The organism is Methanosarcina subterranea, from assembly GCF_055385895.1.
In genome coordinates, this window is record NZ_AP042426.1 from 1174689 (window position 1) to 1199413 (window position 24725).

Annotated in this window: 19 protein-coding genes and 2 pseudogenes; 10 read left to right on the plus strand and 11 right to left on the minus strand. The window is 41.8% G+C overall.

The window, feature by feature from the left end:
* The first annotated feature begins 85 nt into the window (after nt 1-85).
* The 4 genes from ACZ5A8_RS05265 to ACZ5A8_RS05280 all read left to right on the plus strand — a co-directional run bounded on the left by ACZ5A8_RS05265 (nt 86) and on the right by ACZ5A8_RS05280 (nt 2299).
* Nucleotides 86-382, plus strand: coding sequence for an Hsp20/alpha crystallin family protein (locus tag ACZ5A8_RS05265; RefSeq protein ID WP_464532641.1), 297 nt, complete (start codon nt 86-88; stop codon nt 380-382).
* A gap of 145 nt (nt 383-527) precedes the next feature.
* Complete coding sequence (locus ACZ5A8_RS05270) at nt 528-722, plus strand: 4Fe-4S dicluster domain-containing protein (protein ID WP_322223357.1); 195 nt, start codon at nt 528-530, stop codon at nt 720-722.
* Between the two features lie 208 nt (nt 723-930).
* On the plus strand, nt 931-1056 hold the full coding sequence (locus ACZ5A8_RS05275; protein ID WP_464532642.1) for a 4Fe-4S dicluster domain-containing protein: 126 nt from the start codon (nt 931-933) through the stop codon (nt 1054-1056).
* Between the two features lie 208 nt (nt 1057-1264).
* A complete protein-coding gene (locus ACZ5A8_RS05280; RefSeq protein ID WP_464532644.1) occupies nt 1265-2299 on the plus strand; it encodes a sodium:calcium antiporter in 1035 nt (344 codons plus the stop codon).
* Nucleotides 2300-2474: 175 nt separating this feature from the next.
* On the opposite strand, the pseudogene ACZ5A8_RS05285 reads toward ACZ5A8_RS05280, so the two are convergent.
* The 8 genes and pseudogenes from ACZ5A8_RS05285 to pta all read right to left on the minus strand — a co-directional run.
* Nucleotides 2475-2708, minus strand: a pseudogene (locus ACZ5A8_RS05285) (helix-turn-helix domain-containing protein); the annotation flags it as partial.
* Between the two features lie 79 nt (nt 2709-2787).
* Complete coding sequence (locus ACZ5A8_RS05290; RefSeq protein WP_464532645.1) at nt 2788-4233, minus strand: S-layer protein domain-containing protein; 1446 nt, start codon at nt 4231-4233, stop codon at nt 2788-2790.
* Nucleotides 4234-4596: 363 nt separating this feature from the next.
* On the minus strand, nt 4597-6054 hold the full coding sequence (locus ACZ5A8_RS05295; protein WP_464532646.1) for a HEAT repeat domain-containing protein: 1458 nt from the start codon (nt 6052-6054) through the stop codon (nt 4597-4599).
* Complete coding sequence (locus tag ACZ5A8_RS05300) at nt 6054-6902, minus strand: hypothetical protein (protein WP_464532647.1); 849 nt, start codon at nt 6900-6902, stop codon at nt 6054-6056. Before ACZ5A8_RS05300 ends, ACZ5A8_RS05295 begins: the two co-directional genes overlap by 1 nt.
* Entirely contained in the window at nt 6899-7537 is a 639-nt protein-coding gene (locus tag ACZ5A8_RS05305; protein WP_464532648.1) for a helix-turn-helix transcriptional regulator, read from the minus strand. The genes ACZ5A8_RS05300 and ACZ5A8_RS05305 overlap by 4 nt, the downstream gene beginning before the upstream one ends.
* A 409-nt stretch (nt 7538-7946) precedes the next feature.
* Complete coding sequence (locus ACZ5A8_RS05310; protein ID WP_464532650.1) at nt 7947-8699, minus strand: acetate--CoA ligase family protein; 753 nt, start codon at nt 8697-8699, stop codon at nt 7947-7949.
* 833 nt (nt 8700-9532) lie between these two features.
* The gene (locus tag ACZ5A8_RS05315) at nt 9533-10759 is read right to left on the minus strand and encodes an acetate kinase (protein WP_464532651.1); all 1227 of its coding nucleotides are present in this window, start codon (nt 10757-10759) and stop codon (nt 9533-9535) included.
* Nucleotides 10760-10864: 105 nt separating this feature from the next.
* Entirely contained in the window at nt 10865-11866 is a 1002-nt protein-coding gene (gene pta, locus ACZ5A8_RS05320; protein ID WP_464532652.1) for a phosphate acetyltransferase, read from the minus strand.
* 258 nt (nt 11867-12124) lie between these two features.
* Between pta and ACZ5A8_RS05325 the strand changes: the two genes are divergently transcribed.
* From ACZ5A8_RS05325 to ACZ5A8_RS05345, 5 genes are all read left to right on the plus strand, one after another.
* Nucleotides 12125-12700 (plus strand): flavodoxin family protein, encoded by a 576-nt coding sequence (locus ACZ5A8_RS05325; protein WP_464532654.1) that lies wholly within the window; start codon nt 12125-12127, stop codon nt 12698-12700.
* A gap of 217 nt (nt 12701-12917) precedes the next feature.
* Nucleotides 12918-14687: a chloride channel protein gene (locus tag ACZ5A8_RS05330; RefSeq protein ID WP_464532655.1), complete on the plus strand. Its 1770-nt coding sequence runs from the start codon at nt 12918-12920 to the stop codon at nt 14685-14687.
* A gap of 84 nt (nt 14688-14771) precedes the next feature.
* Entirely contained in the window at nt 14772-18329 is a 3558-nt protein-coding gene (locus ACZ5A8_RS05335; RefSeq protein WP_464532656.1) for a HEAT repeat domain-containing protein, read from the plus strand.
* A gap of 66 nt (nt 18330-18395) precedes the next feature.
* Nucleotides 18396-19433, plus strand: a complete 1038-nt coding sequence (gene mtaA, locus ACZ5A8_RS05340; protein ID WP_464532658.1) for a methylcobamide:CoM methyltransferase MtaA — start codon at nt 18396-18398, stop codon at nt 19431-19433.
* 461 nt (nt 19434-19894) lie between these two features.
* The gene (locus ACZ5A8_RS05345) at nt 19895-21025 is read left to right on the plus strand and encodes an ATPase (protein WP_464532659.1); all 1131 of its coding nucleotides are present in this window, start codon (nt 19895-19897) and stop codon (nt 21023-21025) included.
* Nucleotides 21026-21141: 116 nt separating this feature from the next.
* Here the strand turns inward: ACZ5A8_RS05345 and ACZ5A8_RS05350 are convergent, their stop codons facing one another.
* Nucleotides 21142-21333, minus strand: coding sequence for a hypothetical protein (locus ACZ5A8_RS05350; RefSeq protein WP_464532660.1), 192 nt, complete (start codon nt 21331-21333; stop codon nt 21142-21144).
* Nucleotides 21334-21764: 431 nt separating this feature from the next.
* On the opposite strand from ACZ5A8_RS05350, the gene ACZ5A8_RS05355 reads away from it, so the two are divergent.
* Entirely contained in the window at nt 21765-22916 is a 1152-nt protein-coding gene (locus ACZ5A8_RS05355; protein WP_464532661.1) for an ISH3 family transposase, read from the plus strand.
* Nucleotides 22917-23103: 187 nt separating this feature from the next.
* Here the strand turns inward: ACZ5A8_RS05355 and ACZ5A8_RS05360 are convergent.
* Together ACZ5A8_RS05360 and ACZ5A8_RS05365 are read right to left on the minus strand one after the other, a co-directional pair.
* Nucleotides 23104-23205 (minus strand): annotated as a pseudogene (locus tag ACZ5A8_RS05360) (IS5/IS1182 family transposase); the annotation flags it as partial.
* Nucleotides 23206-23456: 251 nt separating this feature from the next.
* Nucleotides 23457-24383 carry a PGF-pre-PGF domain-containing protein gene (locus ACZ5A8_RS05365; RefSeq protein ID WP_464532663.1) on the minus strand — a complete coding sequence of 309 codons (927 nt, stop codon included), beginning with the start codon at nt 24381-24383 and terminating at the stop codon, nt 23457-23459.
* Nucleotides 24384-24725 lie beyond the last annotated feature (342 nt).

Genomic DNA, 24725 nt, shown 5'->3' on the forward strand with positions numbered 1-24725 from the left:
AAAACGATCCAGCTATTATTATTTGAATTCGTTTATATTCGGATTTGTTTTATAATTGTTTTATAACTCTTTGGGGAGGGATAGTATGGCAATGGTAAAAATGACACCTGATATGTTTTCGTGTTCGGATGAAGAGGGAAACCTGTACATCGAAATCGATATGGTTGGGGTAAGGAAAGAGAATATCGAATTGAAAATGGTCGAGAACGGCTTTTTTGTAAGAGCAAAAAGAGAAGAAACCGGACTTGAATATGCTGGAACTTACGCATTCTGCTGCGGGGTAATCCCTGAAAAGGCTATTGCAAGATATACTGATGGGAAACTCTATGTGAAGGTGCCTTACAGGGAAGCTACAGAAACAGTTGATGTTAAAATTCAGTGAAATCCTGTAATTGAACAGGACCAGTGAGATCCTGTAATTGAACAGGAGTATGGGACTGACAATTGTCATAACTATGAGCATCAGGAAACTATGGAATAAGAAATCCAACTTTCGAATTCAGAAAGTCTGACAAGATGGAGAAAGTATGCATCCAGTAATTGATTATCACAGATGTAACGGAGCTCTCGCCTGCTATGAAGTCTGCCCTGCAGAAGTTTTTGATATCGACGAAATAGATCAGGTAAAGAAAGCAGTTGTAGCTCGCCCGGAGAATTGCATAGAGTGCGAACAATGTGTGGAAGCCTGTCCGGCAGATGCTATCGAACTTGTTGAGGACTGAATTCAAAGTCCTCTGTCAGTATCGCCCGGAGTAAAGGAGTGGAGTAACCGGTTAAGTCCCGGAGATTCAAAAAACAAACTAAAATTTCAGAAAGAAGCAGAAACTCCAGAAACAAATCAGAACTCCGGGAGAGGTAAAAATGCATCCCAGAATTGACTATAAGAAATGTGTTGGTTCACTTGAATGATATGACGTCTGTCCTGTAGACGTGTTTGACGCTGAAGAGATAGAAGAAGGAAAAAGGGCAGTAGTAGCACGTCCTGAGGACTGCGTAGAGTACGAGCTGTGTGTACAGGTCTGCCCGACAGATGCAATAAAGATGATAGAGGATTAAAGAGGCAAGAGAAACAAAGACGGAATTATATCGAAAAATATCAGTATATACCCAAAAAATTGGTTAAAAATTCTATAAGAAAGTCGATTAAAGAACTCTTCAGTGAATTCCTTTTTTAATTTCCGGAATAAGCAGCCACTGATTTCAAATTTTTATTATTTTCAAGAGTTATTTTTAAGGTTATTTTGAAATTCGGAGAAAGCAAAAGATGGATCTGCCTGCTGCAACAATATTTTTTGTCATCTTCACTGCCGTAATAGGTGTTGCAGGGACCAGGCTCAGTAAAACCGCAGACCAGTTTGCAGACCTTACTGGACTCGGGGAAGCTATGGTAGGGGGAGTACTCATAGGGAGCATCAATTCTCTTGCAGGAACCATAACCTCAATTACAGCCGCCTACCAGAACCATCCTGAACTTGCAGTCAGCAATGCAGTAGGAGGCATCCTTGCCCAAACAACCTTTCTTGCTTTTGCCGATATCAGCTACAGGAAAGCAAATCTTGAGCATGCAGCTGCTTCTTATCCCAACCTGATGCACGGTACTCTTCTCATCATCATGCTTTCCTTTATTTTTCTAATAACATTTTCTCCCGAATTTTCGGTCAGAGGGACCAATCCAGGTTCTATTCTCATGATAATTGGGTATGCTGCAGGAGTGCGTATGATCTGGAAAGCAAAGAAAAGAGCCATGTGGGTCCCGAAGAATACGGCATCAACAGTTGAAGACCTTGTCCAATACGTCGAAGACGAGAACCTGAACAAAAAAAGTGTTACAATAAAGTTCCTTATACTTGCCACTATTGTGGCTTTTTCAGGATATATGGTGGCAGAGACGGGCATAATAATTGCTGCAGAAACAAAGCTTTCCGAGACTATCGTAGGAGGGCTTTTTACCGGAGTAGCCACTGCACTTCCCGAACTCATTGTTACTTTTACGGCAGTCAGGCAGGGGGCTCTGACTCTGGCTGTAAGCAATATAGTAGGAGGCAATACCTTCGGATGTGCTCTGTGTGGCTTTTTCGGATATTGCCTATCTAAATGGTTCCATATACCATGTGCTTGCCAGGTCTCAGCTGCTTATAATCGCCATGACCCTGATGCACATTTCAATCCTTGTCATGGGCCTCCTCGACAGGGAAAAGCATGGCATAGCGGGTATAGGCTGGGAGAGCTTCCTGATCATTGTACTTTTTATCGGAGGATATGGGCTTATCATTTTTTCCTAACTCCTCGGCAGGGGTAATTCCCCTTCCCGGAAAACTCTCCCGGCAGTTTTCCAGTGTTTTTTCCAGGATATCCAGGACTAAAGGACCGCTGTTTCTGTTTGCCCTTGGCACCAGTAAAATCGGCTGCTCCGCAGGGGCATAAATTTTAACTTCACGACCTTTACAGCTCCATTTTACCTGCCTGACCTTTATCAGTCCAGCTTTTTCCAGTGCATCAAGGTTGTATTTCAGGGTATTCAGACGAAGCCCAAGTTCTGATGCAAGTTCACCTGCAGACATCTGTTTGTCCTGAAGCTGTTTAAGGATTTGAGTAGGAAGAGTTCTTGAAAGAGTCCTTGCAAGAAGAGACACCTCATCCGGCAGCTTCAGGACAAGCACGGGGACCAAATCCTCAGTTCTCTCCAAATCTTTCAACCTCCTCTCCACTTTTAGGAAACAAAGAACTCAAAAACATTACCTCTTTTCCCTTAGACCAGATATTTGTATTGTTTCCAATTTAAGGTGCTTATTTGCTTTTCATCATAATAGATCTCCAGAAGTTCCAGTACCAGGGAGTGGTAGATCCCGTACTTTTGTCAGTAAACTTAACAGGTCCCTTTTCGGGAGAGGAGGATGCAGAAAAATTAGTAGCTGAAGCGTCATCAACAACCGAAGCATTATCAGCAACTGAAGAGTCATCAGCAACTGAAGTATTTTCGAAAACAAGACTGCCCAGATTAGATGCATCCACTCCGCTGATGATCTCCTCAAGTGTGAATTCTCCGAATTTGTCTCCGACATTGAGAGTTCTGGCATTTGCATAATCAATAAGCCATATGCCGTCGATCCAGATAATACTGGTTTCTGTTCCTACGAATAGCTGCTTGACATGGACTTTCATGACAGTAATGTTGCTTTCACCCAGAACATTGTCAAGGGCAACAGTCCATGTCTTGTTGTCATCGGTATCGATTGAGACATTTTTGGTGGCGACATGCTGTCCGTCCCTGGTGAATTCGAGCCAGGCCTTCTCAGTTTCAATATCAATCTCTTTGACCTCGAGCGCGTAACCATGGCCGAGGTCGATATTTTCACCGGGTTTGAGGGTGTGAGTTTCATTACTATCAAGAATCAAACTGGCAAGCTTGTTAACGTGAGAGTCCCAGATATCATCATTGTTTGCGAACAATGGAACATCCGTCTCTCCAAATAAATCGATTGCAGGATATTGTTCATTAGACCAGCTATCGCATTCATAATTGGTTCCGACAACACTATGGGTTAGAGAAGATTCCAGAGTGTTTTCGAGAACAAGACTTCCCAGATTAGATGAATCTGCTCCATTGATGATTCCCTTTAGTGTAAACCCCCCAAGTTTATCTCCGATATTCAGCTTTTTGACGTTTTCATAGTCAATAAGCCATATACCATCAATCCTGACGATGCAATCTTCCGCACCTACGAACACATTGTTGACATAGACTTTCATTACAACAATATTGTTTTCACCCTGAATATTGTCAAGGGTAACATTCCATGTCCTGTTGTCATCAGTATTAACTGAGATAATCTGGTCAGCGATGTGTTGTCCGTTTCGAGTTAATTCGAGCCAGACATCCACATAATCACTACTGATCTGCTTGACTTTGAGAGCATAACCTTCACCAAGGTCAATTTTTTCTCCGGGTTTGAGGATGTACGTTTCATTACTGTCAAGAATCAAACCGGCAAGCTTGTTAACATGCGCATCCCAGATATTTCCGTTAGTGGTAAACAGCGGAACATACTCGTCCCCAAATAGGTCGATTACCGGATATTGTTCATTAGACCAGCTATCGCATTCATAATGAGTGGCTACAACTTTACAAATACTGGTTTGATTGCTAATATTGTCTGCTGCACTTGCAGTGCCTGCTGTAACTGCAATTAAAGCAATTAGAGCAGCGAATGAAACTGCTATATGTCTTTTCATTTTGTTGTTTCCTCCATATTTATACAAGTAATAATTTCACGAAACGTTTTTGAGATTTTATGGGGACCTTCAAAATCTAGCATAGTCTCCGCTAACGGTTGATCCATATTGATCAAAAATTTGAAAGATGATAAACATCTCTCGCCAGGGTCCCGGCATTTGTAATTATTGCTAGATTAGTTAAAATGTAAAGAAGAAAGTTTATTTGCTCGTTTCTTTATTTAATATCTTTTCCTGTTTCTTTATACTCAATAGTATTTGATTTTTTTGTGGAGTCTATATTATATTGAAATAATTTTTCTTCGAAATTTGCTTTAAAACATATTTCTTATTATTTGGAGTTATATAGCCCACACAATTGAATCAAGAAGCAGAGGAGACGTTCATCTCTTCACCTCCCTCCATATTTTCAAGGGCCACTTTTGCAGCAGTCCTGACGTGCCCGTATTCTTCCGTATCCGTGCGAATCTGGCGTAGGCCTTCAACAGCCTCTGGTCCTCCAAGTTCCCCAAGAGCCCGAACCTGTGCAAACCTGACATCCACTTCTCTTTCACTCTCAAGAGCTTTGAGGAGAGGTTCAACAGCCCTCTGATCTCCAAATTTTCCTAAACCTTCTGCAGCACTTTTCCTCACTTTATAATTTTCATCTCCAAGAGAAGAGATCAGTGGATCAACAGCTCGAGAATCTCCGATTTCTACAAGGGAATATACAACCTTCTCTCTTACCAGCCAGGCATTATTCTCAAGAAGGGTAGTAAGAGAATCCACAGCTTCAGGATCTCCAATATTTCCCAGAGCTACGACGGCCGCAATCTGAACGTTCTGATTTTTGGCTTGAAGGAGCTCCTCAAGATAAGGGATAGAATCTTTGCTCTTAATCCTTCCAAGAGAACGAGCAGCGACTTCCTGTACCACGGGATCGCTGTCTCCAAGAGCATCGATAAGAGGCAGCTCTATTTGGGCAACTTCTTCAGTCTCTATAAAAAAGCCCAGAGCAAAAGCAGCCTCCTTTCGCACCTCCGGGACTCTATCGTCCAGCATTTCAATCAGGTAAGGGATAGCAACAGGGTCCCGGAGACCATAAAACGCCTTTACAGCGTTAGCCCGAGTTGTGGGATTACTGCTGCGCAGAAGTTTAGCAAGTTTTCCAAAAACCTGTTCACTTTCAAATCTTCCAAGGGTATCAGCTGCCGTAGATCCAATATCTTTGTCATCCAAAAGATCAAGAAGAGGATCAATTGCTCTCGGGTCGCCGATTTCTCCAAGAGCACTGGCAATTCTCCAGCGCTCATCATATTCATTACTGTCCAGAATTTCAACAAGGGGTTCAACGGCCCTGGGATCCTTCAATGCTCCAAGAGAAGACACCGCACTGAAAACTACCCCTTCATTTTCATCCTTTAAGAGCTCAATTAAAGGCTCAACAGCTCCGGAAGCTCCAAGCCATCCAAGTGAAGAAGCTGCATTCATACGAACCTCAGGATAAGGATCGTCCAGAACTTCGATAAGAGAGTCTGCAGCTTTTTGAGCTCCAATTTCTCCGAGGGCACGAGCAGCAAGGCTGCGCACCTGCGGATCATCATCTTTTAAAGCTTTTATTAAAGGGTCTACAGCAGGTTCCCCGATATCGACAAGTGCATAAGCTGAAGCATAACTGACATTCTCGTCCTCATCCCCGAGACTCTGGATCAGTTTCTCTACCCTTGCCTCAAGAGGGTCCTGACCAAGGCAACCGGCACAAATTCCGGAAAACAAAATCAGGAGAATCAAAAGTCCTGCATGCCTGCAACTGAAAAGTTCAAATTGCTCTGTCATACGCATCACCTGCCCTCCTTCTCGGAAGGAATGAGTAATTCAGCAGAAACCACCTGATCCTGCCACGTTGAAGTCACATTAATCAGGAAGCGATCCTCACTTTCTCCAATTACTACATTCCTGACAGGCATATAAGACTCTCCTGAGGGCTCTCCATGTGCGATTTCCACAATTGCATAGGGATAGTCCGGCCAGGTCCATAGGGCTGCTTTATCTTGATTTCCCGCATAATAGACATCGGAAGATGTGAGCACCCTCTCCCCTGTTTTTTCGTCTGTCATTGTTAGGTTCGTTGATACGTCTCTTGCCGAGCCTGATCCATTGTTAATCAGATAGCCGTAGATCCTGTAAATATCAGAAGTATTCCTGCTCTCCATTTCATATTCCAGCTTCAGGTGGATTTCAGGAAGCGGAGTCTGTACAATATAGGTGCCTTCATCCAGGAGCCTGCTGTTCTCGACAACCTTTACATTTACCGGGTATTCCCCTGGAAGCTCATATCCGAGCCATACGCTGACCGAATTGTTTCCTGGAAGAAGATGAATCGGCTTCTGAAGCGAAACAAATTCGACATCCCATGGATCCACAGAATCCTTGGAAATAATCAGCCTTGATGTAGAACGAGCTTCTCCATTTTTATCTACAAAAGCATTCTCGACCTCAAGCCACACGTCCACAGGCTTTGAGCCGTTGTTCTGAAGCACTATGTCCAGCTGCCCCGACTCCCTGATCCCAACAGGGGGAGCATGCATATCAACAATTTTCACATCAGCCGAATTTCCATAATACCATAAAACCCCCAGAGCCAGGACCAGTAAAACAACTGAAATCGAAATCAGAGTACTTTTCTTCATTTCATTTCACCCTTCAGCCCTACGTTATCCTTAAGCTCATCAGCAATCGAAATGCAGTTAGTAAGCCCGTACTTTTTCTTTGTTATTATGCCCCTTCTTTCCAGGTTCATAAGAACCCGAGAAACCTTAGCTTTAGAAAAATCAAGGGAATTTACGAGTTCATTCTGGAGAATTCTTCCTCCTTTTGCTGCAATCAGTTCGACAGCTTTTCTTTCATCCCCTTCAAGAGCCCGCAAAAGAACATCCGTAGGATCAATTTTAGCCCTGACAGGTAGGAGTTCCTCACCAGGAAAATTTTCAGGAGAGACCTCATATCTCCCCACCTCAAATCTTTTCTCCGGAACTTCCTCTGCGACTTCCTCTGCTACAAGACTGAGAGCTTTTACCCGTGCTGTGGAGCCCGTTACGGAAAAAACAGGGTCCTGAAACCCTGAGGATCGCAGGACCTGAGCCAGAGCCAGCCCTCCCATAAATCCTGAAAAAAGAAGAACATAAGCTTCTTTTACTGTATACACATAAGGAATATCCACAACTTTGAACGTGTCTCCTTCAAGCTGAATCACCACGGGTGAGTCTTCAAGAAGAAGATCAATGGCTACAATGCTCGATAGGAGCAGGATGCCAACAGCCAGCACGAATCTTTTTCGTTCCTGGATCGTATTACCACCTCATTTACTACCTCCAGTATGTACGAAACAAATGTTATATTTTTAGTTTGACCTGAATCCGAGACGTCTCAGAATTCCGAGACCACCGGCAGTAGATGGCGAAACTTGTTTCGGGCTGGCATATTAAAAAATCAGAGGGCCTGCCGTGGACGGGACGAAAAATAGACTGAGATAATTAATGAATAGGGCAGATAAACAGGCGAGTAAATGAAAAGAGCAGACAAACAGGCAGGTTATGGACAGGTTGAGAAGAAAAGAAAGAGAAAAAAGACCGGCCCTGAAAAAAAGTAATCAATTCGATCAGTTTTTCTTCAACCTATCAATTTTTATTCAAAGCATCAATCTTTCTTCAAAGCATCAATCTTTCTTCAAAGTATCAATTTTTATTCAACATAAGCCTCATATCTACCGCAAGAGCACCCTTTCCCTCTTCGAAGACCATCATCGGATTGATCTCAAATTCTTCAATCTCCGGAAAATCGCAGACAAGCCTTGAAACCCTTAAAATGGTATCTACCAGAGCATCAATATCCGAAGGCTTTGCACCCCTGGCTCCGGCAAGGACCGGGTAAGTTTTGATCCCTGTAACCATTCCCCTTGCCTCTTCTTCGTCCACAGGGGCGATTGCAAACTGTACGTCTTTGAGGATCTCGATATAAATTCCCCCAAGCCCGAACATTAACATGGGCCCAAAAGTAGGATCGCGGATCATCCCGATAATTACTTCTTTTCCGCCTGAGAGCATTTGTTGCAACTGGACACCTTCAAGGGATGCATCCGGCCTTTTTTCAGGGATCTTTTCCATCATTTCTCGGTAGACAGCCCTCACCTCATCCCCGTCTTGCAGGGAAAGACTGATCCCTCCCACATCGGATTTATGGGAAATCTGAGGAGAGACAACCTTCATCACCAGAGGGTAGCCGATCTCCTCTGCAACTCTAAAGGCTTCCTCTTCAGTTTTTGCAATGACAGTTTTCACTACAGGAATACCGTAAGCTTTCAGGATGCCAAAAGATTCAAGGCCCAGCGTGCGCCGTTCAGCCTCTCGTGCAACTCTGAGGATTTCATCTGCTAAAACCCTATATGGACCAGATTCCGGGAGGGCGAGATCTACCTGCTTCATAATCATATGATACCCTCACGACAGTTATTCTTTAAGAGGAATAATTTAATTAATAAGTTATAAAATTGTGTGCTTCAATCCTGAGAATGAAAAGTTTTTCCTTTGTAAAAAGAAAGTTGACGACACCTGTGAAAAATTATCTCTACTGACCCCGAAAAAGCCATTTCAGATAACAAACAAAGGACACTCCGGGCTTGTATGGCAACTCGTTGCAAGAGATATAAAAAAGGCTTGAAAAGAGCATTCTCAAAAGAAATTAATTTCCAAAAAGAGCAAAAGAGACGTGAAAAAAGAGTATTTTCAGCAGTATTATTTCTATTTCGTCCTTTTATATCAGGTTTCTTTTATGTGTCAACTCTTCTCGCCTCTTTTTCAATGGAAAGACCCGTCCTCCCACGCCGAGCGTGACAAAAACAACATAATAAAGAGAATAAAGTTGCACTGTTCAGAAAGATTTGTAACTTAACCCTTATGAGCGAATCTAACTGTTATAACCCATAAATTAGCTAGCTTAAAGAAGCGAAATTCAGCGTAACCTATAAATCAGCTTCCTTGAGCAAAGCTCACTGCTACAAATCGTAAAGTAGTCCTCTTGAGCACAGCGTAGCGAAAAGAACCTCATGCTGTTGCGCTTGCAGTGCGACTCCCAGAAAATCTCCGATTTCCTGTGATCCCGAAGCGAAACTCGGGAAGTAAAAGCTGTGCTTTTATAAATCAGTCTGCTTGAGCGAGCGAAGCGAGTGAAACAGACCTCGTGCTCCCGAAGCGAAACTCGGGAAGCGAAACTCTGCTGGAAAAAATAGAATAAAGGAGGTAAAGGAAAAAATTTACCTTTACCATCAGACAGCTACTGAGCTGCGTAACTTGATTTCGGTCTCACAGATTTCCTTTGTGTCCCTTGCAATGGTAAGTTCTTCATTGGTTGGGATGACAAGGACCCTGACTTTAGCATCTGGAGTGCTGATATCGATTTCCTGACCTCTGATTTTGTTCTTTTCCTCATCGATTTTTATTCCGATGCCTTCAAGGCCGGAAAGAATTCTCTTTCTGATGCTTGCACTGTTTTCTCCGATACCTGCTGTGAAGACAACTGCATCTACACCATTGAGCACGGCTGAGTATTCACCTATGACCTTCTTAATCTTATATGCGAAGATTTCAAGGGCAAGTTCGGCTCTCTGGTTGCCTTTGGAGGCTGCTTCATCAAGATCTCTGAAGTCATTACTGATCCCGGAAACTCCAAGCACGCCGGACTTCTTGTTCATTAGGGTGTCGATTTCTCTGGTTGTAAGGCCTTCTTTTTCCATAACGAAGGGGACTACTGCCGGGTCGATCGAACCGCATCTGGTACCCATTGCAACCCCTTCGAGCGGGGTAAAGCCCATAGTCGTTTCAACGGATTTTCCGCCTTTAACAGCCGTAATGCTTGAACCGTTCCCGAGGTGGCAGGTGATGATCCTGGTTTCTTCTACGGGTTTTCCGAGCATAGCGACGGCCCTTCTAGCAACATACATATGAGAGGTGCCGTGGAAACCGTATTTCCTAATCCCATGCTTTTCGTACAGTGCGTATGGCAGAGCATACATGTAGGCATATGCCGGGATTGTCTGGTGGAACGCTGTATCAAAGACAGCAACCATTGGGATGCTGGGCATGATCTCCTGACAGGCAGTAATTCCCATCATGTTTGGAGGGTTGTGGAGAGGAGCCAGTTCAAAGCAGTCCGTGATTGCTTTTTCTACACCTGCGTCGATCAAAGCAGAGGTGGTAAACGTTTCTCCACCGTGCACAACTCTGTGCCCGACTGCATTGATTTCATTCATGCTTTTAATAACACCGAACTCAGGATCTGTCAGAGCCTTGACAACTTCCGCGAGGGCTGTCTTATGGGTAGGAAGGTCGGTCTGCTTTTCCAGCTTCTTGCCGTCAAATCTCTTCTGCGTGATGATCGAGTTGTCGATGCCTATCCTCTCGCAAAGCCCTATTGCAAGAGCGGATTCATTCGTCATATCAATTAATTGATATTTGAGAGACGAACTCCCTGCGTTTATAACCAGTACTTTCATTTGTAAACCCCAGTTCAATCCATTGCTTTCCAGTTAAATTTAGAGTTTCCGGATAAAATACTACTATGTATGAAAGTTAATAAAACGCTTCCTAAATAGTTTCGATTATTTGTCCTGCGCTGCAGCCTGCACACAGGTAATTGCAACGGCACCGACAATGTCTTCGTCACTGCAGCCTCTGGACAGGTCATTAATTGGCTTTGCCAGCCCCTGGGTAATAGGGCCATAGGCTTCGGCTTTAGCAAGTCTCTGAGCAATCTTGTATGCGATATTTCCAGCGTTCAGGTCAGGGAAAATGAAGACATTTGCCTTACCTGCAACAGGGCTTCCTGGGGCCTTTGAGGCTGCAACTTTGGGAACAATTGCTGCATCTACCTGTAGTTCACCATCGATTGCAACGTCAGGGGCAAGCTCCTGTGCACGCTTTGTTGCGGCGATTGTAGCTGCTGTCAGCGGGCTCTTTGCACTTCCTTTGGTGGAGTAGGAGAGCATTGCAACCTTTGGAACATCCTCAACAAGCAGCTCAAAGGTCTTTGCAGAACTTACAGCAATATTCGCAACATCTTCTACGCTCGGCATTTCAACCATTCCCGAGTCAGCGAAAAGGAATGTTCCGTTGGACCCGTATTCACAGTCAGGTACAGCGATGATAAAGAAAGCGGATGCAAGAGCCGATCCCGGAGCTGTTTTCACGATCTGCACAGCAGGTCTGAGGGTGTCTGAAGAAGAGTGGGCAGCTCCTGACACTACACCGTCTACTTCCCCGAGTTTAGCCATCATAACAGCAAAGTAAACGTAATCGCTCATGATTTCAGCTGCACTTTCGGGTGTGACGCCCTTGTGTTTTCTCAGCTCATAGAAGGTATTTATGTACTCATCCCTTCTCTCATAAGTTTGAGGGTCTACAATTCTTGCTTTTGAGAGATCCAGATTTCCTGCGAGCGCTTTAATATCGGCCTCATTACCAACAAGGACAACTTTTGCAATATCCCTTTCAAGAATCTTGGCAGCTGCCTGGAGGGTTCTTATATCTTCAGTTTCAGGTAAAGCAATTGTTTTATTAAGTTTCTTTGCTCTTTCACTGATCTTATCTAAAAATGTTACCAATCAACCAACCTCCTATATAATTAGAGTAATTTATGTTAGCTGGGTCTTGATATATAAATTTACGTAAAAAGCATAGAGAAATATATAAAAATGAAAAATATATATTTCGAGTTGCGAACATATATCATTATGCAAATATTTATCCCAATAATATATGAAGTATAATCTGATTTTTTACAACAAAGGTAAGGTAACTTAAAACAATTATTACTGAATATAAATGATAGATTAATATAAAAGAATTCCGGAATGAGACGAATGAAAATATTAGGAATTTCAGGCAGCCCGCGAAAGGGCCAGAACTGTGAGAAGATGATTACAGCAGCTCTCGAAACTGCTAAAGAAAGGGGATTTGAAACAGATATGGTTTTTCTCTCTATCTCAAAGGTGGCTCCCTGCAAAGCTTGCGGAGCTTGCAGAGAAAAAGATTGCTGTGTTATAGAGGATGGCATGGAAGAAATTTATGAAAAAATGAGAGTAGCTGACGGTATAATTGTTGCAGCTCCTGTATATATGGGGAATTATCCTGCCCAGCTCAAAGCCCTTTTTGACAGAAGTGTCCTGCTACGCCGTAAAGACTTCGCACTTAAAAACAAAGTAGGAGCAGCTCTTTCAGTCGGAGGCTCAAGAAACGGAGGGCAGGAAAAGACCATTCAGTCCATCCATGATTGGATGCACATTCACGGAATGATTGTAGTTGGCGATAATGCTCATTTCGGCGGAATTACCTGGAACCCGGCAGAAGAAGACGCCATAGGGATGCAGACAGTCTCCGAAACTGCAATTAAGCTCTGTGATGTTCTGGAACTTATCAAGAAAAATAAAAAAATGTAAATAATAGTTAAAAGTTTACGCAAAAATAAAGGAATAAATGTCAGTTTCCTGAAGGTAGAATATTAGGGAGAGCATGACATAATTCTATCGAAGGATACATTTAAATAAATGCTCGAAATCCTTTGAGCGGAGAAAATATTTCATGCAGAATTAAAAATCTGAAAACTTTTTGCTCAATAAAAAGTTAAGCATAAAGGTCTTCAAGAGGCACGAGCATTTGGAAGTTGATCCAGAATCGAGATTCAGATTCCATAACATAAAAGAATATCCCAGGATAACGGAGTATATCTCCCGGTTTGATACTGAAGCTGCCAGGGTCAACTCAATTGCCATTATAATCGGGCTTTTGACAGGGCTCGTGATAGGAGTTTATGACCGCACTCTCCAGTACAGTAATACTCTTTTCGGAATGCAGCAAGGGTTCTCTTTACACGAGTTCCCACACTATTATGTAATATTCATGCCCGCCCTTGGAGGGCTACTGGTGGGATTAATTTCCCACTTTCTGATAAAAAAACAATACGGTGTTGAAGGGCTTATAGAAACCGTAACCCTCCGCGGAGCAAGAATTAAACTCAGGGATACTTTCCTGGAAGTCTTTACCTCAATAATCACTATCAGTTCGGGAGGTGCCCTGGGAAAGGAAGCGCCAGGAGTCCTTGCCGGAGCCGGAACAGGCGCTCTTGTGGGGAGAATCCTGAAGAGCCCTGAAAGACAGCTCCAGACTCTTCTCGGCTGCGGGGCTGCCGGCGGGATTGCAGCTGCGTTCAGCGCTCCGCTTGCAGGTGTGGTTTTTGTAGTAGAGGTGATTTACGGGGAACTTGAAACAAGGACTTTCATTCCGATAGTTATTTCCTCGGTCTTTGCAACCCTTGTCTCGAGCACACTTTTCGGGATAAAACCCATCCAGATCTCCCCCTACCAGCTGGTAAGCCCCTACAAGGAACTCGGGCTCTACCTTATCCTCGGCCTTCTTGCAGGAATCGTCTCTACAATCCTGATCCGGACGCTTTACTACACAAAAGACCTTTTTTCAGAAATCCCTCTCCATCCTGTCTTCAAACCTGCCCTGGGAGGGCTTGCAGTAGGAGTGATCGGACTTTTTTACCCCAGAGTCCTGGGGATGGGATATAATGTAATAATGGATGCTCTGAACAACCAGTTTACCTTCAAACTCCTGCTGGCCTTGCTCTTCCTGAAGATCCTTGCCTTTTCCCTGAGCCTGGGATCGGGGGGATCAGGAGGAACGATTGTCCCCTCCCTCTTTACAGGCGCAATGTTAGGGGGAGCCTTCGGGACAGCCGCAAATCTGTTTTTCCCAGGGACAATAGCAGAGTCGGGGGCTTATGCCATGGTCGGTATGGGAGCAGTGTTTGCCGGGACTGCCAGGGCACCTCTTACTGGTATTCTTATCCTTTTCGAGATAACAAGGGACTACAGTCTCATCCTCCCCCTCATGTTTGCCTGTGTGCTGAGCAATGTGATGTCAAATGCCCTGTACCCGGAGTCCATTTTTACGGAAGGGCTCCGCAGGAAAGGATTTAAGATAAGGAAAGGTCGGGAAGTAGACATCATGGTCTCCATGTTCGTAAAAGATGCCATGGTAACACACGTCCAGACCGTTTCCGAAGAAAAAAATGTGGGGATTCTTATTGCCCTCATGCAGGCAAGCCGTCATGCAGGTTTTCCAGTCCTTGATTCAAAAGGCAAACTTTCCGGGATAGTGACACTCTCAGACCTCCGGAGCAAAGTAAAGTATGGTGAAGTCGACAAAAAGATAGGGGATATCGCTACCCACGATATCGAAGTAGCCTATCCCGACGAAACCCTTGAAGCCGTCCTCAAACGCCTTGGTTCAAAGCAAATAGGCAGGCTCCCTGTTGTGGACCGCCTGGACAAAACAAAACTCCTCGGCCTCATCACACGGAGTGATATTGTAAACTCATATAACAAGAAAGTCGTAGAAAAAGTCAGGGACACATACTAAAAGCAGTAAACTAAAAAAGGTCCCCCGACAAAAAGAATAGAAATGGAAAAGCGGGGATATTCTGTATAAAATCTGGGGGGCCTTATGCAGGGAATTGAAGGAATTTCAATCGGGGAAGTAGAGGAGTACCTGAAAAACATAATACTTGAAGATAGAGACGAAATATTTAACTTCTATATCGAATTATCTGCCAGGGAAATTTTGCCAATTACACGCCGACTCTTCGAAGAAAATCTTTCCCTGACTCATGAATTCAAAATATCACAACTTGTAGAAAAAGAGAAACGCCTGATAATTTACGGAGAAGCAGGTTCCGGAAAGACGACTACCCTTAAGTGGTTGAATGCTGCCTATGCTAGGGAATATCTCGAAGGAAAAAAGGAACATATCCCTATTTATGTATCCCTTGATTCCTACGTTAAAGGTTCTTTTTATAATTACTTGAAAGCAAAAGCAAAGCAAAAAGGAGTTTCTGAACCTGATTTCAAGAAATTACTTGAAGGAAAAAACCTGCTGCTTTTAGATGGATTGGACCTGCTTACGTATTCTTATAATTTTTCCCCGCTTGAGGAGATTTCCAGCTTTATTTCCGAATATGAGGACTGTCGATATATTATTGCCTCAAGACACGGACCCTCTGGAAGCATAAAAAGTACATTTGCAGTTTGCGAGCTTGAAAAATTATCAGATGAAAAAATAAGGCTCTTTATAGAGAACTACGTCCCTAATAAGAGACAGGCAAAACTCTTGAAAACCAGACACCTGAATAAAACCAATTCGTATCCTCTTCTTCGAAACCCTTTTCTGCTTCAGCTATGGACTAAAATTTCAATCACTCGAATAGAGATGGAAGGAAAGAAGAGACCTGATCAAGAGCTTACTCCTTCTGGCTTTGATTGTATTCCTTCCAATAAGGCAGAACTTTATCTGGCTTTCATTTCAGATCTGTTTAGAAATTACAGGGTAAAAGAAGATTTCTTTAGATCTGAAGATGTGCTCTTTTTGAAAATAAGCGGTGATATAAAAAGCTCTGAAGAAATAAACTATGAAAACAGAAACTATGAAAACAGAAACTATGAAAAGTTATCTGCTGAGAGAAAAGACTATGAAAAAGTGAATGCAGGAAAAACAGGGATTGAAAATTTTCTAATGGACCTGGCATTCAAGCTCCAGTGCAGGAACAGGGTTTCATGCAAGTACAGATGTGCCCTTGAAGTAGCAGAAGAGTGTGCAAAACACAATGTACCCGGAAGAACCGAAGCCAAAAAAACACAGGCCAGAAAGCTTCTCAAGGTATGCTTCGGGCTCGGGCTCCTGACCAGAAACCGCTCTGAAGTAAGGTTTGGAATAAACCGATCTTTCCAGGAATACTTTGCGGCTTTAAAGCTGAAAGCATATCTTGAGAACGGCATGGATATCTCGGAAGCATTCAGGCATCCGAGATGGGAAAATGTGGTTATATTTACCTCGGAGATGGTCGAATCAGGAGATAAATTGATAGACTCCATAATTTCAAGCAACAATTTGGACCTTGCCTCAAAATGTGCCGGAAAAGCCAGCCCTGAAACAAAAGAGAAACTATGTTCATTACTTGCCACCAGGCTCGACAGTAGATATACAGTGGAAAAAATGAGGGCGATTCAAAGCCTCGGAAGACTGGGGACCTGTGGGATTGAAGCCAGTTCAAAGGGGCTTGAGGATAAAGATATAGGGGTGAAAAGAGAAGCTGTAAAGGCTCTTGGGAAAACAAAATCCGAAATAGCACTTGCCCCTCTCACAGCTGCACTTGGAGATGAGGATTATTCTGTGAGGATAGAAGCTGTAAAGGCCCTCAGTATGATAGGATCCGAGAAAGCTGTCGGGCTCCTTAAGAACGCACTTGCAGATAGGAACCGGGCTGTCCGTCTGGAAGCTACGGACGCGCTGATGCAGATCGGATCAGAAAGTGCACTTGAAGTCCTTGTTTCCGCACTTGGGGCTAAAGATGATTTTGTTCGTTTTGGGGCTATAGGGGCTCTTGGCAGAGCAAGCCCTCGTAAAGCGGCGGATCCTCTCATAAAAGCATTTCATAAAGAGGACAAACTTGTTCGATTGGGAGCTGCCGAGGCTCTGGGTCAGATGGGGTCAGAAAGAGCTGTTAAATCATTCAGAGCTGCTCTGCAGGACGAAGATGAATTTGTACGATGGATAGCTACAAAAGCGCTTGGAAAAATAAAATCAGACAGGACTCCTGAGACATTCATCGATATACTTGGCGATAAAAGCCGTTTTGTCCGAAGGGAAGCTGCGAAAGCGCTCGGAACGGCAGGTTCCGAGAAAACGCTTGATCCCCTTGTTTCCGCGCTCTCGGATGAGGATGAATTTGTAAGAAAGGCAGCCGCTGAAGCTCTCGGAGAGATAGGCTCCGAAATGACAGAATCCGAAATGTCAGGATCCGAAATGGCCGGATCTGAAATGAAAGGATCCGAAGTGATAGGATCTGAAGTAATAGGATCCGAAACAGCTGTTGAAGCACTTGTAAGTATGCTCAGTGACGAAAGCCATTTTGTCCGTCTGGAAGCGGCAAAGGCACTCGGAATGGTAAGATTCAGGAAAGCTGTTACTCCACTTCTTTCTGTACTGGGGGATGAGAACCGTTTTGTCCGAAAGGAAGCAGCAAAAGCACTAGGTCAGATGGAACCAGAAAGAGTCCTTGAGTTGCTTATTCACGCTCTTGAGTCCGGAAACGATTTTATGAGGCAGGGGGCAGTAAGGGCCCTCGGACAGATAAACTCTGATGTGATAAACACAGATGAAGCACTAAACCAGATAGCAGATAAAGTATTCGATTTTCTTGATGATGCTTTCCAGGATGAAAATAAATTTGTACGGAGGGAAGCAGCCAGATCTCTGGAAAATATATCCAGAAACATGCCTGAAAGAGCCCTTAAATCCCTGATTAATGCGCTTGATGATGAGGATGAGGAGGTCAGGAGGCTTCTGGCCGGAATACTGAAGTGCCTGGGTTCTGAAAAAGCTGTTCCCCAATTGATCAGCGCTCTCAAATCCCATGACCCAATTGTAAGACGGTTTGCAGCTGAAGCCCTTGGACAGACGAAATCTGAAAAAGTCCTGGAGCCTCTGATAGATACCATGCTTTTCGATACTGAGGGATTTGTGAAAGGGGAAGCTGCAAGAGCTCTTGGAAAAATAAAGTCCAGAAGGGCCATAGAACCTCTTATTGACACGTTGCTGGACGAAAACAATGAAGGAAGATGGGGAGCTGCCGAAGCCCTTGGCAGGATTAAAGCCGAAACTGCAGTTGACCCCCTGATCCTTGCTCTTGCCGATAGAGATGATTTCACACGGTTGGCTGCTGCAAAAGCTCTTGGCAGGATAAAACCGAAAAAAGCAATCGAACCTCTGATCAATACACTTTATGATTGGAACCGTTTTGTAAAAGCAGAAGCCTCCGGAGCCCTTCTGAAAATTTGTACAGAAGCAGACAGAGAGAGGATGCAGGCTTTGCTTGATTCAGAAAATGGACTTATAGCAGATCTTGCTTTTGAAATCCTGGAAGAAATTGAAATGCAGGAGTTATCGAAAACCAGACTTTTTTTAGCTTTTGAAGTAGATCCTGAAATGGTAACCAAAAAATGGTAACCGATTTGAATGAAGAGAATAGAATAATTTAAAAAAATCGGTTTAAAAAACACCGGAGTCAGAAAAATGGAAAGAAGTCTAAGGAAAAACTTTCTTAACGCCATTCACGGAAATCTCATTAATAGGATTCCTGCCCTTTCTGTCACCCAGACCGGAACTGTTGAACTGATGGACATGACCGGCTCAGCCTGGCCGGAAGCCCACTCCAACCCTGAGAAGATGGCAGCCCTCGCCCTTGCAGGCCATGAAATCGCAGGCCTTGAAGCCGTACGTTACCCCTACTGCCTGACCGTGCTTGCCGAAACCATGGGCTGTGACGTGAGGATGGGCACAAAAGACATCCAGCCATCTGTCCTGTCCCATCCTTTCTCAAAAGGGCCCGAAAACCTCAGGATACCTGAAAATCTGCTCGAAAGAGGAAGAATTCCCACTGTCCTGAAAGCAACAGAAATCCTGGCAGCTCGAACAGAAAATGGAACACAAATTGAAATTCCCCTCATAGCAGGCATGGAAGGCCCTCTGACAGTATTTACCCATCTTGCCGAGGTTAAAAACTGCCTTATCTGGGCACTAAAAAAGCCCGACTATTTTAAAACATTCATGGAATCCTGCACCGAGATCTGTATCGAGTACGCAAACTCCCTCTTCGACCGCGGCGCAGATGCCCTCTGTATGCCCGACGGCGGGCTAGTCGGCTCAAGAATGATGCCTCCTTCAATCCTTGAAGATTCAGTCAAACCCTTCTACAAACGCCTCTGCGAAAGAGTAAACGGTCCTGTAATCCTGCATATTTGCGGTGATGTTGGCGATTCCTTGAGAACTCTTTCAGAGTGCGGTTTCGAAGCCATCAGCATCGAAGAAAAAGTCAGTTTGAGAGCCGCAAAAGAAGCAATTGGAGACAGAGCAAGGTTAATTGGAAATGTTTCTCCCTCAAGAACCCTGCTTTTTGGAACCCCTGACACCGTGAAAGCAGAAGCAAAACAGTGCCTCTCTGCCGGTGTAGATATCCTCGCCCCTGGTTGCGGGATCGCACCGCGGACGCCGCTTGCAAATATAAGGGCGCTTGTGGAAGCAAGGGACAAATGGTATGAGGAAAAGGAATGAAGAACAAATGAGAGGGCAAAAGTAAGGGAAAATTCAGGTCATCTTTTTAGTTGCTTCACGGCAGTTATGCAGTACCCGATTAAACGGACTTTTGTTTTACTGGACTTCTGTTTTATTACATAGTATAAAATTCCCATATATAGTATAAAACTCCTCATTGTTCGCAGACCCTGCAGCTTCCATACCTGCCTGCTGGAATAGCCGGGGAATCTTTTTTTTTAACAGGGTTTTATGTAACCAAAAAAGTTACGATTCGGATAAATAAAATATACAGTGACTTATTCAGCCATTATTATTAAAATTGGTTAGTTTTAAGTATATTTATATTATAATGTATATAATTGACTATGAAACTAAACAAGACAGAAGCAGATTTATGAATATTAGATAGTCGCTCGTCTAGTTTCTTAATCAAGTTTGCAAATTATTCAAAATTAAAAACGTGTATCATGGGGGGAATTATGACAGAGAATGAGTACTTGAAAAGATGTAGCAGGTGTATATTACCCGAAACAGCACCAAACATTACTTTTGATAAAGATGGTGTTTGTAATTTTTGCCGTTCTCATATAAAAGTCCAGTATGAAGGTGAATCAAAACTTAGAGACTTATTGTACTCATATCGCAAAGATAGCAACAGATACGATTGTGTTGTAGGAGTCAGTGGAGGAAGGGATAGTAGTTACACACTCCTTAAGCTCGTAAAAGATTATAACCTGAAAGTCCTGGCAGTTAATTATGAAAATCCATTTACTGATCCCCAGGCTAAAACAAACATTGAAAATGCTGTAGAAGCATTAAACGTTGATGTTGTTAGTTTCAAATTGAAGAATGATATTCATGAAAAAACATTTAAACATAATTTTACTGCGTGGCTTCGCGAACCATCTCCTGCAGCTATACCTATGATGTGTATTGCCTGTAAATTGATTCTTCCAAACGTAATTAAATACGCAAAAAAGTATGGTGCGAAATGTGTAGTAACCGGTGGTAACCCATATGAATATACATCTTTTAAAAGGGAATTACTGAATGTTTCAACAGATGAAAATTACATGAATCTTTTAACAAAAAGTTTCGGCATAAAAGGTTTTGGAGGAATTACGAATGAAATATTAAAAAATCCACTTTATTGCCACCCGATGTGTATTCCCACAATGATAACAGGATTTTTGTATGGAAATCCTTATAGTTTTGGACCTAGATTTCTGTCCCCAAATATTGGGTTTATAGACATATTTCATTATATCCCCTGGCAAGAAGAGGAAGTTTTGTCGAGAATTAAGCATGAATTGAAATGGGAAAGCCCGAGAAGATTCAGTTCATCCTGGAGATTTGACTGCACCGTAAGCCATTTAAAGGATTTTATGTACATGAAAACACTTAACATGACCGAAAAAGATGATTTTTATTCTAAAATGGTGAGAGAAGGTCTAATTACTCGTGAGGAAGCCCTCCGAAAGCTAAAAGATGAAAATAAAATATATATGAATGAAATACAAGACCTGCTGGATAGTGCCGGAATCAAAAACATTTCACACTCACAGGGAGATAAAGGGGAGATAATTCGAAAAGAGTTACTGGCTGAATAAGTCAAATAGTTTCTCTTTAAATCCCTCAAAAAACAGACCCATTTTTTAAGGGCGAATAAACCTTATTTCGTAGATTAAGCAGGCAATAGTGTTTCTCCAATTCTGTAAACGATGAATTATTCCAAAATTTCGGGAGATAAATAGAAATACAAATTGTGCCCTATTTCTATCGCATCCTCAGCAACTTCCAGCACTATCCTCGTCTTTTCCTTTATCCAGTCATCCACACCATTCCTCGCAAGCAACCTTTCACATTCTTCAACAAGAGGTTCTGGTTCAAGGTAACTCTCAGAAATGTAAGTTTCCATGAGTGAAGCAAGATTAGGATAATCGCCCAGTTTCCGGACTTCGTCACAATACTATTCTGATCTGAGATCAAAAGGACTAATTTATAGGATTTCTATCAGTAAAACGGTATTCACTATACAGAACCGCTTTTGTCACGCTCGCTTGTGAACGGCTTACTTTTGAAAAATGGAAGAAACAAATACAACAAAAAAGGAACTGAGGCGATCTACCCTAAAAATCCTGAGAACTTAAGTATTTTACTTTATTTCCGCGATTAAAGGCATGTGATCGCTCAGAGATATCCAATCTTCATATTTACCAAGAGAAAAAGATTTCCTACTATTAATAGAGTCGATAGGAGCAAATATATAATCTCAGTACTTCGCTAATTTTGATTTCCTCATTACGGAAGCTTCTCGATACCTTTATATGTAATGAAAAATGCCTCTCTATGTCTTTTTTCACAAATAAGTTCAGAAATAGGTTTAAAATCGAATTAAAGTCAAAGTACTGTATTGATTCTGTATTACAACCTCTCACATCTCATGTAATCCTCAAGATCAATGGTTCACTTACAAGTGAAGACATTATTCGTACTGTTGTGAGTTTGGCAGTCGATAAGAGTTCAGTCCATTCTGTCTCAAAACAGTATTCTGCTGTTGCTTGTGAAACATCTTTACGTTACCATCTTAAGAAACTAAACATGGACGAATTGATCCTATCCAATGAAAAGATTCTTCTTCAAAATCCCCTAAAAACTCTCAAAACAGGTAAGAACTATGAGTTTGCCATTGATTTAACCAACGATCCTTATTACGGGAAAACAGATTCGTCTAACGAGAAATATGTAATTCGTAGCCAAGCTAAAAAGTCAACAAACTCTTTTTACTCATATATCTCCCTCTACATCACTAACAAGAACGAAAGGTTTACTGTATCTGTTCTTCCTGTAGAAAAGAAAAAACCAATGGTTGAATACCTCTCCTATTTTCTCTATCTCATCAAAAGACTGAATTTTAAAATCAAGGTTCTCTGCCTTGATAGAGAGTTTTATTCTATAGATGTGTTTGAATTTTTGCAAAGTAATGGTGTTCCTCACATAGTTCCTGTTGTCAAGAAAGGAGAGAAGATGAAGCAACTTATGAATGGGAATAAGGCTCGAAGTACACAATATGTCATGAAGAATTCTAAGAAAAAGATTCTTTTAGACATTATCATTGATGTTAAGTATCTGAAAGGAAAGAGAGGTAAAAAGGGATGTGAGAACCTTGGTTTTGTTGTTTTTGGAGTTAAATGGTCTCCAAGAAAGGTCAGTACAGTTTACAGAAGAAGATTTGCTATTGAATCGTCATACAGGATGAGGAATGTGGTTAGACCAAAGACATCATCTAAAAACGCAACTATAAGGTACTTTTATGCATTGGTATCCTTTCTACTAAAAAATATATGGCTATACATTCAGAATAAACATTTTACTATTGTCAAAAGAGGACCTCAGGTCATAGATGAGGATAAGTTCAGATTTGAAGTATTTATACTTATTATTAAGGAATGGATAAGAAGAAAGTTAAGAGTGAGGACAACAGTGTGGTGTTTGAGATAAATGAAGGTAGAGTAAAAGTGGAGGAAAGATTTTAGCGAACTACTGTACTTCTCTTTTATGAATTCTCATTTATCCTTCTCCCCTTTTATGAATTCTCATTTTCCTAATTTTATTTTACGAATTTTGTTTTTTAGCTTATGATCTGGCAGCTTTTCTTGAAACACTAGGTTTAATTTGCTAATTTTCAACCACGATTACTTCGGAGAGTAGGAATATGGGGCTTAATTAATTCCCATCCTTTATCGGATAAATCACTGGGATAAGGAAGTCTTTTAGATCGTTTTAACATTAAAGAATAAGCAGGAAATAAGGATTATTTAAATTTAAGACAGCCTCTAAGAGGATGCTAAAGGACATCAAATGGAAGACTATGAAATTTATTTAGATAGATTAAAACCAAAATTATATTTAATTCATCAAAAAAGATATCAATTGAGGTATTGTGCCAACCACAAAATAAATTTAGAATACAAGTGAAAAGAAAAAGCCGTGCTAATTTGTATGTTTACGCATGATACCTCATCAAAAAAATGAGGGAAATTAGTTTCCCTTAAGATATGCGAGAATCATTTCAAGTATATGTATTATCTCACTTTTTGTTAGACCATTTGTTTCTTCTGTATTATTATCCGAAGATGTATTATCCGAAGATGTTGATGTAAGAGTATCATCTACAGTTATTGTTTTATCCACAGTTATTGTTTTGCTTGTAATTGCAAATGTAGAATATTCAGATACTTCAGCTGTAAAGTACACATACGTTGAATCCTGTCCTGTTATTGTAATTGGTACTGCTACCCATTTACCATTATCATACATATTCAGGACAATAGATGATTTATCAAGACCATTTGCTTTAAGCCATGTCTTTTCAACTTTAAAATCAACAGCTGCATTTTCAATATTATTATTTACATCTACATTGTCAATCCATATGTTAAATGACTTGTAAACATTTCCTTCAGGTGGCTCCTCAGTTAAAACGGATTTGTCCTTCAGGTCCTCAACAACTATTGTTACTTTGCCGGAATTTTTTGTTGATTCAAAATATATATTGTTGACAACTGAATTATCTGTAAAAGAAACATTTACAGTTTGGCTATTATCTACATTTACCTGTGTTGATTCTACGTGCTGGATATTGGTCTGAGATTTATCCGAGTATTCATATGAAGAATCATATATCTGTGAGCTGTTCTCCACAATTGTATTTTGAGTTATATTTGTATCATCATCTGAAGTTGTTATTACTGTAGTATCAACTACAACAGAATCATCTGCAACAATAGTATCTTTTTTTTCAACAGAATCTTTATTAGTGTTATCAGAAACATCAACAACAGTAGTTTCATCTTCAATAGTCGAATTGTCTCCTGATGAATTTGCCTTCGCCCCTGCAGTAGCGCACGGGAATACAGCCCCAAAAATAAGGACTGAAACTAATAGTATTGACAGATATTTTTTCATCCTCTATACCTCTCCCAGGGGATTACCTGTAGAATTGTTTTACTGAATATATTTTTTCAAAATTTTGACTGTTGGCCTCACCAGGAACTATTTTTCTCCAATAAGTACGTCTTGGGTTTATTGAGCCTATGGTTTAATTCACTTTCGGCTGGCTTACTGCAGTAAAATTATGAAAATCTTACCTTCCAATTGTGATATCTTTAAACGCCGGAAAAAGCTTCTGCAATTTCCAAGCTTTTCTTATGTCGCTATTCATGGAAATCTGTTTGAAAAAATAAACATCAAGACTGGCAATATAGCTGGTAATTTATTAAGAGCTGAGAAATAATACTCTCCTTAGCT

Bases quoted from the DNA above. Each gene is read 5' to 3' on its own strand.
- ACZ5A8_RS05345 (WP_464532659.1), top strand. From the start codon at position 19,895: ATGACAGAGAATGAGTACTTGAAAAGATGTAGCAGGTGTATATTACCC.
- ACZ5A8_RS05310 (WP_464532650.1), bottom strand. From the start codon at position 8,699: ATGATTATGAAGCAGGTAGATCTCGCCCTCCCGGAATCTGGTCCATAT.
- ACZ5A8_RS05315 (WP_464532651.1), bottom strand. From the start codon at position 10,759: ATGAAAGTACTGGTTATAAACGCAGGGAGTTCGTCTCTCAAATATCAA.
- ACZ5A8_RS05270 (WP_322223357.1), top strand. From the start codon at position 528: ATGCATCCAGTAATTGATTATCACAGATGTAACGGAGCTCTCGCCTGC.
- ACZ5A8_RS05365 (WP_464532663.1), bottom strand. From the start codon at position 24,383: ATGAAAAAATATCTGTCAATACTATTAGTTTCAGTCCTTATTTTTGGG.
- ACZ5A8_RS05265 (WP_464532641.1), top strand. From the start codon at position 86: ATGGCAATGGTAAAAATGACACCTGATATGTTTTCGTGTTCGGATGAA.
- ACZ5A8_RS05350 (WP_464532660.1), bottom strand. From the start codon at position 21,333: ATGGAAACTTACATTTCTGAGAGTTACCTTGAACCAGAACCTCTTGTT.
- ACZ5A8_RS05295 (WP_464532646.1), bottom strand. From the start codon at position 6,054: ATGCGTATGACAGAGCAATTTGAACTTTTCAGTTGCAGGCATGCAGGA.
- ACZ5A8_RS05290 (WP_464532645.1), bottom strand. From the start codon at position 4,233: ATGAAAAGACATATAGCAGTTTCATTCGCTGCTCTAATTGCTTTAATT.
- ACZ5A8_RS05355 (WP_464532661.1), top strand. From the start codon at position 21,765: ATGTCTTTTTTCACAAATAAGTTCAGAAATAGGTTTAAAATCGAATTA.
- ACZ5A8_RS05280 (WP_464532644.1), top strand. From the start codon at position 1,265: ATGGATCTGCCTGCTGCAACAATATTTTTTGTCATCTTCACTGCCGTA.
- mtaA (WP_464532658.1), top strand. From the start codon at position 18,396: ATGGAAAGAAGTCTAAGGAAAAACTTTCTTAACGCCATTCACGGAAAT.
- ACZ5A8_RS05300 (WP_464532647.1), bottom strand. From the start codon at position 6,902: ATGAAGAAAAGTACTCTGATTTCGATTTCAGTTGTTTTACTGGTCCTG.
- ACZ5A8_RS05335 (WP_464532656.1), top strand. From the start codon at position 14,772: ATGCAGGGAATTGAAGGAATTTCAATCGGGGAAGTAGAGGAGTACCTG.
- ACZ5A8_RS05325 (WP_464532654.1), top strand. From the start codon at position 12,125: ATGAAAATATTAGGAATTTCAGGCAGCCCGCGAAAGGGCCAGAACTGT.